Source organism: Paraburkholderia kirstenboschensis (assembly GCF_032806925.1).
Classification (GTDB): Bacteria; Pseudomonadota; Gammaproteobacteria; order Burkholderiales; family Burkholderiaceae; genus Paraburkholderia; species Paraburkholderia kirstenboschensis.
Genome location: NZ_CP136513.1, coordinates 419,477 through 432,508 on the forward strand (window position 1 = coordinate 419,477; position 13,032 = coordinate 432,508).

The following is a 13,032-nucleotide window of genomic DNA, read 5'->3' on the forward strand; positions in this document are numbered from 1 at the left end:
CGTCTATAAATCGTCAAAACCGGAATCAGGATTAATCTTCGGGCCAATGCCGAGATGAACCCATCCTTCCTTACGCTTAGCCTTCACAAATCCCATCGTCGCTAGTCGATCCGTGAAAGCGCCACGAGCGAGCAGGGCGCCAATCGGCCTATCGAAAAACGCGTGAAATGCCTCATGCGCTCGCGTGACTAGAAACGAAAAGCCTCTTCCCGTCGAACACGCCTCATCAACCCATATCGCCAGGTTGTCGTTCTCTTCAAGATAGTCGGCCTTCGCCCGGCGCACGATCTCCGGTGTGCGGAGCGCGTCTTTTTCCTTCGCCTCAATGGAACGCTGAAGCTTCAGCCACCCTTCAACGAACCAGCGCAGAATCGCGGAAACCTCTTCACGCACGAGCCGCGCGTCGAGGCTATATTCCCGCTCGTGCTCTTCAAACTTCCTGTTGAATGGAACTGGCTCCATGCGGCGCTGCCACCCGTCGCTAAGATCGTTGGTCCTCGGTTTGTAGTTGCCACAGATCAGCACCTTGTGAGCGGGCGCGAACTGAAACTGCTCGCCGTACATCGGTCTTCCGTTAATCGGCGCATTCGATGTCAGTTCCTTAACCCGCGCATCGGCCCAAACGTCGTTTGTGCCTACCTCGTTTGCTACCGCCAACCGGACGCCTGGGAGTCGTGCAACACCGCGCTCGATCTCATTGTTGTTATTGCCGCCCTTCGTGAGCAGCGCGGATTGGATCGTGATCGCATAGTCACCCATTAGCATCTGCATCACGTTCGCAAGCATCGTTTTTCCGTTGGCGCCGCGCCCGAAGAAGAAAAAGAGCTTTTCGAGTGCAACGCTCCCCGTCAGGATGTACCCGCCTGCCCGCTGGATGTACTCGATTTCCGCGTTGCCCTCGAAAATCGCGTCGAGCGTCTTCAGGAACAGCGCCGGACTTCCAGCGTCTGCATCGTAAGGAACTGCCACCTGTCGCGAGATGAGCATGGATGCCTTCGCTTCGAGCAAATCGCCCGTCCGCAAATCGACGACGCCATTAGGGGCGCCGAGCAGCAGCCCGTCTCCGTCGAACTCGCCTGGATTTGCCACGCTCATTCCCGCCTCGCTCGACGCCATATCGAGCAGCGCCTTGATCCGTGCCGCGCTGCCGTAGACCGTAGCCGCCTGCTTGAATTTGGCCTTCTGGAGGTGCGGACAAATTCTTGGACTACCTGGAGGTAGTTCATGTTCTCATACGAAGATCGCATTCAAGCGGTTCGACTTTATTTGAAGCTGGGCAAGCGCATCGGAGCCACCATTCGGCAGTTGGGCTATCCGACCAAGAACTCTCTCAAGGCCTGGCATCGCGAATACGAGCAGTGCCATGATCTACGGGCGGGCTATGTCCGTTCGAGGCCGAGGTATTCGGATGAGCAGCAGAAGGCGGCCGTCGATCATTATCTGAGCCATGGCCGCTGTGCTGCCGCAACTTTGAGGGCGTTGGGTTATCCGAGTCGCGAGACGCTTGCAGCCTGGATCGAAGACCTGTGTCCAGATATCAGAAAACGTGTCGTTGGCCGAGCCGTTGGTAGCGTTCCAAAGTCACAAAAGGTGAAGCAGGCCGCGGTGATCGAGCTGTGCACCAGAGAGCAAAGCGCACGCGTGGTTGCCGAGAAAGCCGGTGTGAGTCGGCCAACGCTGTATAACTGGAAGAATCAGCTACTCGGTCGAGAAGTTCCAGCGTCTATGAAACGAAAAAAGAAACCAGCATCCGACCATGAGCGTGCGCAGTTGGAAGAACAGGTCGAATCGCTTCAACGCGACATCCGACGGTTGCAGCTTGAGCACGATATCCTGAGGAAGGCGAACGAACTGATAAAAAAAGGGATGGGCATCAACCCGCAACTCCTGAGCAACCGGGAGAAGGCGAAGTTGGTTGATGCCCTGAAACAGACCTATGCGTTGCCAGAATTGCTAGCCGCTTTGGGTCTCGCCCGTAGCTCTTACTTCTATCACCGTGCACGGCTGTTGGTCGCTGACAGGCATGCTGACGCGCGTCGCATCATCGCGGACATCTTCGAAGTCAACCACCGTTGCTACGGTTATCGTCGAATTCGCGCAGCATTGATCAGGCAGCGGGTCTTCATCTCGGAGAAGGTAGTGCGTCGTTTGATGCGAGAGGAAGGTCTGGCCGCCGCCGCGATCAGGCGACGTCGCTACGGCTCCTATCGTGGAGAAATTAGTCCCGCGCCGGAGAACATTATCAATCGTGACTTCTACGCCGCTGCTCCTAACCAGAAATGGCTCACGGACCTTACCGAATTCCAGATCCCGGCCGGCAAAGTGTATCTGTCACCGGTTATCGACTGCTTCGACGGTCTCGTTGTGAGCTGGTCAATCGGTACGCGGCCGGACGCCGAACTCGTCAACACCATGCTGGATTCGGCAATCGAATCGGTGGCTGGCAGCAAGGAGCGGCCCGTAGTTCACTCGGATCGTGGTGCGCACTATCGCTGGCCAGGATGGCTCTCGCGTATGCAGTCTGCCAGACTGACTCGCTCGATGTCGCGCAAAGGATGTTCGCCGGACAATGCCGCGTGCGAAGGGTTCTTCGGGCGCCTCAAGACGGAGTTATTCTATCCTCGTGACTGGCGAACCACGACCATCGATCAATTCATCGAGACCGTTGACTCGTACATCCGCTGGTATAACGCAAAACGGATCAAGCTCTCGCTCGGTTTCCTCAGCCCCGTCGAATACCGGAAAAGTCTTGGAATCGCGGCATAATTCAGTCCAAGAAAATAGCCGCACCCCCTCTTTTCCGGGTTGCCGTGATCTCTCATCAAGGCTTTGAACGCCGCGATATAGCGCATTTTCGCTAGATGCTTTGCCGCTTTGTGCTCTTCGCCTTTGTCACAAATCGCCCATCGAGCGGCACGCCAGCGATACCACTTCTTTGAGGCGTGACAATAGAGGAACTTGTCGCGGTATTCCTTGGCGAAGGCGATGCCGTTTGAGATGTCGCCCCCCGTATCGGGTCCGTCGCTCTCGTCTTCCTCGGCAGAATCGGAAGCAACTTGCAGATCAGGCAGAGTCCATCCGTGCTCCTTCGCCATATGAACGACCGTGCCGAGCGTTACCGCGCCGTTTGCCTTGAAACCGCGCCACGTGCGCTCCTGATCGTCCCCATCGGATTTACTCGACCCCTCGGACCAGTCGTCCCACAACTCGCGCCCTGTGTCGCTGCCTTCAAAATAGTGATGCAGTGCCGCCCCGACCTTGATCCACGTATCGCGCTCGTCGGCGGGAATGAGAGCCAGCATTCCTTTGACCCGCTCCACCGCTTCAGGCGAGCCTTCCCATCTGCCGCGTATAGCCAGGCCCCAATCTTCCCCGTCAAGCGGCGCGGCGGCGTTGGCGGACACTTCTTCCTTCCGACTGCAACACCACGGGGGCAATCCATCGAGCGCGTATCGGTTCGACACGTCACGGCCCTTCGCCCATTCGTACCGCTTGCCCGTTGTCGGATGAACCGAAGGCGGAAGGATGACGTACTTGTTGCCGCTCTGTAGATCAACCCCTTTGCCGAGTGCCTTCGATAGCTTCACGCCTTCAGGCGCGAGGAAGAACAAATGCCGGCCACCGCCACCAGTTAGCGTCTCGACTTCGGCCACTATCGGTCCATGCAGCCGCTCCAATTCCGCGAAGGTCTCAACGCCTCCGTTGCGCGGATCAACGTCGATTACGGCAAGCCCCGATTTTCCGGCGTGGCATCCGATGTTTGCAGCGGGATACAGCTTCCACCACTCGCGTATCGTCTGCGAGCCGCCTCCAAAGCCTAGTAGACAGCCACGCCGACAGCTTCGCCGATCAACGCAGCTTCAAACCCAGCCCATAAGATGGGCCACGCTTCATTTTCCCCAACAGGTGCGGAAAGCAACACAAGCGTTGCCCAGAGTTTGATAGCCTTTGTCGTACTAAAGGCCAGGGTCGGTCGTTGCGTGAGCCGGTATGACGCGTGATTCGATACCTGCGGAAAGGACTTCATGCGAGGAGGGCTTCGTCATGCTGCGGTGGCTTGTTAACCTGATTGCATATCACGCGCCGACTGCCGAGAAACAGGCTGAAAAAGCGCTGAAAACTTTGCGCATGGAGCTGTTTCAGGCTGAGCAGCGTGTCATGGACGCGCAAATGCATGCGGATTACTATCGCTTCCGAATCACCTTTTGCGAGAAGGTTTTACAAAAGGGTATTGAGCAGGTGTCCGACGAGCGAAGAAGTCATGAAGAGGTTGTCCATGAATTGCGTTCCGGACTCAAACTTACGGCGTTGCAATAGCGCAGGATTCAGCAAAGCGACCCACGCCGCTACTTAGTGATTCGAGAACAAGGACCTGCCCGGTCGCACAAAGCTGCCAGATTGCACATGGCGTTCGGAGATCCATCCGGCGACGGTGCGCAATACGACTGGCTGGATTGCGCCTTGCCCGGATAGACCTGCTGCTTGTACCTCGTCGACAGTCGGCTGGCTGATCTCATCTGGAACGACGCGGGCCGTCTCGCGCTGTACGTGCGCCGCTCGCGCGCTCGCACTGACGCAGCACGGCCCCTTCAAGTGCTGTTCTCAATGCCGAGCGTAATGCTGTTCGATGCCTTGTGCGAGTTGCGTGACGAGCCGCGTCATGGCCACCTGGGTCCGCCATGCAACATGCGGCGTCACGATCAGATCGGTGCGCGCGCTGGACAGCAGCGGATGATCCGGCGCGGGCGGCTCCTGCTCGAGGACGTCGAGCGCGGCATTTGCGATCAGCTTGCGGTCGAGTGCCTCGATCAGCGCCGCCTCGTCGACGATACCGCCGCGCGCGGCGTTCACAAGTGACGCGCTGCGCTTCATTCGCTCGAATTCGGCGACACCGAACAGATGCCGCGTTTCGTCGGTAAGCGGGCAATGCAGGCTGATCGTATCGGCCTCACGCAGCACCTCGTCAAATGCCACATAGCCGTCGCGCACGCAACTCGCGCGCTTGCGCTCCGCGAACAGCACCCGCATGCCGAACGCACCGGCCAGTTCGGCGAGACGCTTTCCACCGTGACCCGCACCGACGATACCGAGCGTCGATCCGTGCAGATCCTGGATCGGATGCAGTTCGGCGTAGAAGGTGGGTGATCCGCTCCAGCCGCCGGCATAAACGTCTTGCCAGTAAGGCATAAGGTTGCGGCGGAGTGCGAGCATCAACGCGAACGCGTGCTCGGGCACGGAAATCGTCGAATAGCCCGGACACGCGACGATACCGATGCCCCGTTTGCGACATGTTTCGGTATCCAGATGATTGACGCCTGCGGCCGGCACGCCGATCAGTTCCAGTTGCGGCAACTGCTCGATCACATCGCCCGACAGTGGAACCTTGTTGGTCACGACGATATGCGCATCGCGGCAACGCTCCAGCACGTGTTCCGGCGTCGTGGACGGATATTCGACCCAGCGATGCGGAAACGGAAAATCCGGTAGATCGGCCGACAGCGTCGCGCGGTCCAGAAAGACGATGGTTTTCAACAAGCTGCTCCACTTCATTAACGTTCGGACGGGCCCGTGGACACGGTGTCGAGCATGCGTTTCTTTCCCGTCTGCACGTGATTCTCGAAAGCCTCCGCAGCAGCGTCGGCTTGGCCCGCGCGCAGCGCCTCGAAAAGTTCGCGGTGTTCTTTCGAGGAGCGCTGCATCTGCGTGAATGAATACACGCCCTTGTGAAGATAGAGCGTCAGCTCGTCTTCGACGGCCTGATTGATTGTGATCAACCGCGGATTCTTGGTCGCCGCCATCAACTGACGGTGGAACTCGGTGTTCAGGGTCTGATACTGACGGCTATCGCGCTCGGCCACCGCCGCGTCCATCTGATCAAGGAGGAGCCCGAGCAGATGCTCCTCGTCGGTCGTCAGGCGCAGCGCCGCGAGACGTCCCGCCGTGCGTGCGAGTCCGGCGCGGATTTCGTAGAGGTCCATTGCTTCTTCGAGCGACAGCCGCCGCACTTCCGCGCCCCGGTTCGGCACAATGCGAACGAGCCCCGCCTGTTCAAGCGAGCGTAGCGCCTCACGCGCCGAATTACGGCCGACGCCGATCTGGTTGGCGAGCGCCTGCTCGTTCACGCGTTCACCGGGGCGCAACTCCCCACGCTGGATCATGGCGCGCACCTGATCGCGGATGTCGTCGAGTTTCGACGCGATCACCTCCGGTGCGCGGGCGTTCACCTTGCTGTTCGGTGCACCATTGAGCGCGCTTTTCATGACGATTGCCTTGTCTGTGCCATTTTTTCGATGCCTATTTTACGTACAGAAAACCTACCGATACCCATGGAACCAGCACTATCACGACGAGGGCCGCCGCCAATGCCCCCAGATACGGCCAAACGCGGCGCATCGCGGCGGACGGGTCGACCTTGCTGACCGCGCACGCCGCATAAAAGCCAAGGCCAAGCGGGGGGGCGAACAGGCCCAGCCCCATCGCGAACACCACGACCATTGCATAGTGCACATCCGAGATGCCCATCGCGCGCGCGATGGGGAACAGCAGCGGCCCGAATAGTACGATCGCCGGGATTCCTTCGAGAAAGCTGCCCAGTATCACGAACGTAATCGCGGAGATCGCGAGGAAGCCGAGCTTGCCCCCCGGCGCAGCCATCATCATAGAGGCGAGTTGCGCTGAGAAGCCTGACTGCGTGAGCGCCCATCCCATCGCGGTTGCACACCCGATGATGATCAGAATCGCGCCAGACAGCGACGCCGCTTCCACCAGAATAGGATAGAGCCGGCTCCAGTCGAAGCGGCGATACAGTAGCAAACCCACAGCACAGGTGTAAGCCACGCCGATTGTCGCCACCTCCGTCGCCGTCGCGACGCCTTCCACCACGGCCGCGCGAATCACGAAGGGCAGCGCGAGCGCAGGCAGCGAGATCAGAAATGCGCGGCCGATCTCGGCCCGGGAGGCCCGTTGCACGCCTTGCAGGCTTTCCCTGCGGCTCTTGAACCAGACCACTGCCGCGAGCGCTACCGCGCCGACCACGGCGGGCATGAAGCCGCCTGTGAACAGCGCGGCGATCGAAACGCCCGTCACCGAACCGATCGTTATCAGCACGAGGCTGGGCGGAATGGTTTCCGACATGGCGGCCGCCGAACTGAGCATTGCGACGAGGTCGCCTTCGTTTGCGCCGCGCTTTTTCATTTCCGGGAACAGGCCCGGCGCGAGCGCGGCCATATCCGCCACCTTCGAGCCGGAGATGCCGGACACGAGGTACATGGCGCCGATTAGCACGTAGGCGAGGCCGCCCCGCTTGTGTCCGATCAGCGAAGCGAGGAAACGGATCATCGCTTCGGCAAGTCCCATCGCCTCCATTAGTGCGCCCAGCAGAATGAACAGCGGGACGGCGAGCAGGATCAGGCTGGACATTCCCTGATTCATCGTGCTCACGACAATGGTCAACGGTGCGCCAGTGACGGTTGCAAGATAAGCAAACGTGCACACACCGAATGCGACCATGATCGGCACACCGAGACAGATGATCGTGATCACGCCGACGGCGAAGAAAAGGATCAGGCTCACCGCGGTCAGTGGCGCGAGCGCTTGCCGTGCAATGTAAAGCGCAATTGCAACACCGGCCACGAGCGCGAAAGCCTTCAGGCAATCGCGAAGCGACGAGCGCTCGAGCAACCGTGTAATGGCGAGCACGAGCATCAGCACAGCCGCCACGGGAATCGCGGCCGCGGGAATCGCATTGGGCAGATCGAGCGCAGGCGTGCTGATGATCCATTCGTTCATCGCCCAGTCGGTTGCCGGCCGAACCAGCAGCAGCACGAAAGTCATCACGATGAAATTTCCGACTGTCTCCGCGAACGCACGATTTTGCGGGGACATTCTGGCGACGAACATCGTCAGTCGCATATGTTCGCCGCGGCGCAACGCCACCACTGCGCCCAGCATTGACAGCCAGATGAACAGGATCGACGCAAGTTCGTCACCCCAGATCAACGGATCCTGCAGCACGTAGCGGCAGAAAACGTTGGTGAGGAGCAGCACCACTTCGGCCAACAGCAGCAAAGCAGCGGGCACTTCGGTGATCCACTTGATGGCCGTTTCGAGTGCGCTGCCGACGCGCACGACCTTCGATACCGCAGGTCGTTCCTTCGGCGCGCCCATGTCGTGGGCGAACACCTGCTCGGGATGAACTCGGGAAGTCATGACTCGTTCTCCAGAAACTCTTCGGTGGTCCGTGCTCATGCGAGCTTCTGCGTGTACTTCTCGAGCAACGCCCAGGCTTCATCGCCGTATTTCTTGCGCCACTGGTCGTAGAAGCCGGCCTTTTGCAGCGAGGCGCGGAACGGCTGGATGTCGGGTTTGTTGAACGCCATGCCGTGCGATCGCAACGTTTCGACGAGCGATGTGCTCAGTGCCGCGACGTCCGCCCGTTCAGCCACTGCGGCCGCATTCAGGTGTTTCGCCACGATGGTCTGTAAGTCCGGTGGCAGGTTGCCCCACGAACGCGCGTTGGCAAGGAACCAGAAGCCGTCCCAGATATGGCCGGTCAACGAGCAGTACTTCTGGACTTCGTAGAAGCGGCCGGTTTCGATCAGCGCGAGCGGGTTTTCTTCCGCGTCGACTACCTTGGTTTGCAGCGCCGAATAGGCCTCGCTGAAGTTGATGCTGGTGGGCGAGGCGTCGAGCGCCTTGAACATCGAAGTCCAAAGAGGGCTGACCGGCACACGGATCTTCAGGCCCTTGAGGTCGGTCGGACTTAGCACCGGCTTGACCGAGCTCGTGAGATGGCGAAAGCCGTTGTCCCACGGTTTTTCCATCGCGATGAGGCCCACCTTCGAAACCGCCTTGCGGATGTGGCTGCCGAGCTCGCCGTCCATCGCCGCCCACACCTGGTTGTAGTCCTTGAACGCGAAGCCGATGCCGTTGATCGCGGAGACCGGCACCAGCGTCGACAGCACCACGCCACCTTGAGTGAGAAAGTCGATGGCCCCCGAACGAACCTGCGACAGCATGTCGGTATCCGTTCCCATCTGACCGTTCGGGAAAATCTGCAACTCCACGCGGCCGCCGGTTTCCTTCTTGATGGCGTCCGCCGCCTCTTTTGCGCGGACATTGAGCGGATGGGACATCGCCAGGTTGTTCGCATACTTCAACTTGAACTGCGCGGTCTGGGCGCGAGCCGACGATGGGAACAAACCGGTCCCGGTTGTCGCCACCGCGGCTGCTCCGAGGGTTTGAAGAAAGGTACGACGGGAATACGAATTCATTTTGTCTCGCTCCATGGAAAGGGAGGGCTGTATGACGCATTCGGCGGCGCCGCGGCGTTCTTTTTAGCGATTCTTCAGCATCGAAAGTGCATGCGACAGATCCTGTTTCGCTGACACACACTCTAAAAGTGTTGACACTTAGCTGTCAAGGTGTTGATATAAGAAAAAGAGTGCATGCACTGAAACACCGGGAAAGCACCTGGAAGACAGGTAGTCCGTAATACTTATAGGAGGAGGCAATGGAACTAGAAGGGCACTATCGCGAGCACGGCTTGCTGATCGCCGGTCGCTGGCAGTCTGCGACGGCTGACAACGGGCAGGTCTCGATCAACCCGGCGACTGAAGAGCGGCTGGGCTATATGCCGCTGGCCACGCCGGCACAGGTCACAGAGGCCATCGATGCCGCGTCCGCGGCTTCAGCCGCAATGCGCAAGCTCACACCGTGGGAGCGCACAGCACTGCTGCGCCGAGCCGCAACGCTCATCCGCGAACGCGCGCCGCAGCTCGCACGAATCGTGGCACTGGAAACGGGCAAGCCGATTGCCCAGGCCAACGGGGAAGCCAATGCGTCAGCCGAGTCGATCGACTGGTTCGCCGACGAAGCACGCCGCGTGTTCGGCATGTCATACGAAAGCCGCGTCAAGGGCGGACGGTATCTGGTGCATTACGAGCCGCTCGGTGTGGTCGCCGCCTTCACGCCGTGGAATTTCCCGCTGCTGCTGCTGGCCCGCAAGATGGGACCTGCTCTGGCCGCGGGCAACGCGATCGTGATCCGGCCGTCAAATGAAGCGGCCGGTGCGACGATGGGACTGGTGCGCTGCTTCGTCGACGCCGGGTTCCCCGAGGGCGCGATCAATCTCGTGATCGGCAAAGCCGACGCAATTACGCCGACGGTCATGGCCGATCCACGCGTGGCGAAGATCAGCTTTACCGGCTCGGTGCCCATCGGCCGTCAGATCGTCGAGATGTCCGCGAAGACGCTCAAAAAGGTCACGATGGAACTCGGCGGCCATGCGCCCGTGATCGTGCATCGGGACGCAGACATCGATGCTTTCGCGCATCTCGCGTCGCTAGGCAAGTTCCGCAATGCGGGCCAGGTTTGCGCGTCGCCGACGCGGTTCTATATCCACGAATCGATTTTCGACAAGACTGTGAAGGCGCTGGTCGAGCGCTCGAAGGCTTTACGCGTCGGCGATCCGCTGCAGCAGAACACCGACCTCGGTCCGCTGACTACGTCGAAGCGCCGCGAGGCGATTGAACGCCTCGTCGACGAAGCCGTGAGTGAAGGCGCCAGCGTGCTATGCGGCGGGCGCCGTCCCTCGCAATCCGGCCGTGGCTGGTTCTACGAGCCGACACTCATCGCTAATCCCGCTCCGCACATTGGCCTGATGAACGACGAGCCGTTCGGCCCGGTCGGCACTCTGAACCGGTTCACGACGATGGACGAAGTCATCACCGAGGCGAACCGGCTGCCATTCGCGCTTGCGGCCTATGTCTTCACGCGCTCGATGCGCAACACGCTGGAAACAACCGAGCGCTTGCAGGCCGGCGTAGTCGGCGTAAATACGTTCGTGGCGTCGACGGCGGAGACGCCATTCGGCGGCAGTAAGGACAGCGGATTTGGACGTGAAGGTGGTCCGAACGCGATCCGCGACTACCTGGACACCAAATTCATCAACCTCGAACTGGCTGACGACGAGCCGCTCGACGCAACCGCCTGAATGGAATCCATCATGCAAACCATCAAGAACCACGCAAAAGCGCAATTGGCCGCAGGTGAATTGGCCCTCGGCATGGGGCTGCGCCAGGCTCGCACTGTCGACATCGCGCAGATCGCGCAAACGGCCGGCTTCGACTGGCTGTTCATCGACATGGAACACAACTCCATGGACATCGACACCGCCGCGCAGATCTGCGCCGCGGCTCTGGTGGGCGGTGTGACGCCGATCATCCGCGTGCCGGGCCACGAGCCGTTCCACGCCACACGACTGCTCGATACCGGCGCGATGGGCATCGTGGTGCCGCACGTCAGTACGCCCGAACAGGCCATGCAGATCGCCAATATGTGCCGCTTCCCGCCAGCGGGCGGTCGGTCGATCCCGGGCATGCTGCCGCAGGTCGGCTTCGAGGCTCTCCCGATCGCCGATGTGGTTCGGGCGATCAACGACGAGGTGCTCGTGGTGGCAATGATAGAAACCCGCGAAGGCCTCGAGAACGCCGACGCGATCGCGGCGGTGCCGGGCATCGACGTGCTGCTGGTCGGCACGACCGACCTTGCGGCGGATCTCGGTATCACTGGACAACTTGGCCATACGCGTGTGGCGGCCGCCATCGACGCCGTGTGCGCCGCATGCCACCGGCACGGCAAGGTACCGGGCGTGGGCGGCGTGTACGACGAAGCGCTGATGACCGCCTACGTGCAAAAAGGCGCGCGTTTCATTCTCAGCGGCTCGGATCTCGCGTTTCTGATGACGGGGGCGAAGTCGCGTTCGCAAATGCTGCGTGCAATTCCGCTCGGGCAGGCAGACGAACTCTTGGCGCAACGCAAGGTGTCCTGATCGGACAAGGAGGAGACACAGTGAATCCCGAATATGCAGGCAATCTCGTCAACCGGCGCGACCTTAAACCGTATCTGAACGCCGATCAATTCGAATTCCGCGATTCAGTGAATCGTGTGCTGACGCGCCATGCGTCGCCGGAATATGTCCGCCAGTGCGACGAAGAAAAGCGCTTCCCGGAGGAACTTGTGAAGGTGGCCGCGGAGCAGGGCTGGTTCGGCATCACGCTGCCCGAAGAGTATGGCGGCGTCGGCGGCTATCTTGACATGGCCGCTTATCTGGAGATCGTCGCCTATCACACGATCGCGCTTGCGCGCTTCTGGAATGCGAACGTGAACATGGTGGGCGGCGCGCTCGCTCGTTTCGCGCCGGACCATATCAAGGGCGAGGTGTTGCCGAAGCTCGCTGAAGGTCGTGCCTTTCTCGCCTTCGCCCTGAGCGAAAACGGCTCCGGCTCAGATGCTGCCTCGCTGACGACGCGCGGCGTGGCTGACGGAAACGACTTCATATTGGACGGCACCAAGATGTGGATTTCCGGCGCGATGCAGGCCGACTATATCTTGACCGCTGTGCGCACCAATCCAGAAGCGAAGAAGCACGACGGGATCAGTCTCTTTCTGGTACCCAAAGAATCCAGAGGCCTGACGATCAATCCGATCGACCTGCTCGGCGGCCACGCCATTCGCACCTGCGAAGTGGTGTACGACGGCGTCCGCGTTCCCGGAGAAATGATTGTGGGCGGCCTGCACGTGGGCTGGAAGAAACTCACCACGGTACTGTCAAAGGAGCGCATCGCTTTGTCGGCGATGTGCGTGGGCGGCGCTCAGGCGGCGATCGATCTTGCACGCTGGTATGCGAACGATCGCAAGCAGTTTGGGCAATCGATCATCGATTTCCAGGCGGTCTCGCACTTGCTCGCCGACATGCAGACTCGCGTCGATGCTGCTCGCATGATGGCGTTTCGCGCGGCCAAGCTGCTCGACCAGGGCGAAACGTGCGACGTCGAGTCGTCACAGGCGAAGTACTTCGCGTCGGATACGTACGTGCAGGTCGCCACTGACGGCATCCAGATCATGGGCGCCAATGGCTACTCCGCCGAATACGCGATGCAGCGCCATTACCGCGAAGCCAAGATGTTCCAGATCTTCGGTGGCACCAATCAAATCCAGCGCAACATCGTGGCGCGCGCGCTTAAATCGTAA

At 60.3% G+C, this 13,032-nt stretch carries 11 protein-coding genes; 5 read left to right on the forward strand and 6 right to left on the reverse strand.

Annotation, left to right across the window (positions count from 1 at the left end):
* Positions 1-3: 3 nt before the first annotated feature.
* Positions 4-1,200, reverse strand: coding sequence for a DNA primase family protein (locus RW095_RS24565; RefSeq protein WP_317022663.1), 1,197 nt, complete (start codon positions 1,198-1,200; stop codon positions 4-6).
* Between the two features lie 24 nt (positions 1,201-1,224).
* On the opposite strand from RW095_RS24565, the gene RW095_RS24570 reads away from it, so the two are divergent.
* On the forward strand, positions 1,225-2,766 hold the full coding sequence (locus RW095_RS24570; protein WP_317016251.1) for an IS3 family transposase: 1,542 nt from the start codon (positions 1,225-1,227) through the stop codon (positions 2,764-2,766).
* Here the strand turns inward: RW095_RS24570 and RW095_RS24575 are convergent.
* Complete coding sequence (locus tag RW095_RS24575; protein WP_317022665.1) at positions 2,649-3,794, reverse strand: bifunctional DNA primase/polymerase; 1,146 nt, start codon at positions 3,792-3,794, stop codon at positions 2,649-2,651. The genes RW095_RS24570 and RW095_RS24575 overlap by 118 nt on opposite strands.
* Positions 3,795-4,044: 250 nt before the next feature.
* Here RW095_RS24575 and RW095_RS24580 point away from each other — a divergent pair, with 250 nt between their 5' ends.
* Entirely contained in the window at positions 4,045-4,317 is a 273-nt protein-coding gene (locus RW095_RS24580) for a hypothetical protein (protein ID WP_317021519.1), read from the forward strand.
* A gap of 285 nt (positions 4,318-4,602) precedes the next feature.
* On the opposite strand, the gene RW095_RS24585 is transcribed toward RW095_RS24580, so the two are convergent.
* The 4 genes from RW095_RS24585 to RW095_RS24600 all read right to left on the reverse strand — a co-directional run bounded on the left by RW095_RS24585 (position 4,603) and on the right by RW095_RS24600 (position 9,272).
* Entirely contained in the window at positions 4,603-5,532 is a 930-nt protein-coding gene (locus tag RW095_RS24585; protein ID WP_317021520.1) for a D-2-hydroxyacid dehydrogenase, read from the reverse strand.
* Between the two features lie 17 nt (positions 5,533-5,549).
* Positions 5,550-6,260 (reverse strand): GntR family transcriptional regulator, encoded by a 711-nt coding sequence (locus RW095_RS24590; protein WP_128595515.1) that lies wholly within the window; start codon positions 6,258-6,260, stop codon positions 5,550-5,552.
* A 34-nt stretch (positions 6,261-6,294) separates the two neighbouring features.
* Positions 6,295-8,166, reverse strand: coding sequence for a TRAP transporter large permease (locus tag RW095_RS24595; protein ID WP_317022666.1), 1,872 nt, complete (start codon positions 8,164-8,166; stop codon positions 6,295-6,297).
* 77 nt (positions 8,167-8,243) lie between these two features.
* Positions 8,244-9,272 (reverse strand): TRAP transporter substrate-binding protein, encoded by a 1,029-nt coding sequence (locus tag RW095_RS24600; protein ID WP_317021521.1) that lies wholly within the window; start codon positions 9,270-9,272, stop codon positions 8,244-8,246.
* Between the two features lie 239 nt (positions 9,273-9,511).
* Here RW095_RS24600 and RW095_RS24605 point away from each other — a divergent pair, with 239 nt between their 5' ends.
* The 3 genes from RW095_RS24605 to RW095_RS24615 are packed head-to-tail and all read left to right on the forward strand — an operon-like array spanning position 9,512 to position 13,032.
* Positions 9,512-10,993 (forward strand): NAD-dependent succinate-semialdehyde dehydrogenase, encoded by a 1,482-nt coding sequence (locus tag RW095_RS24605; RefSeq protein ID WP_317021522.1) that lies wholly within the window; start codon positions 9,512-9,514, stop codon positions 10,991-10,993.
* A gap of 12 nt (positions 10,994-11,005) precedes the next feature.
* A complete protein-coding gene (locus RW095_RS24610; RefSeq protein ID WP_317021523.1) occupies positions 11,006-11,830 on the forward strand; it encodes an HpcH/HpaI aldolase family protein in 825 nt (274 codons plus the stop codon).
* A 20-nt stretch (positions 11,831-11,850) separates the two neighbouring features.
* Positions 11,851-13,032, forward strand: coding sequence for an acyl-CoA dehydrogenase family protein (locus tag RW095_RS24615; RefSeq protein WP_317021524.1), 1,182 nt, complete (start codon positions 11,851-11,853; stop codon positions 13,030-13,032).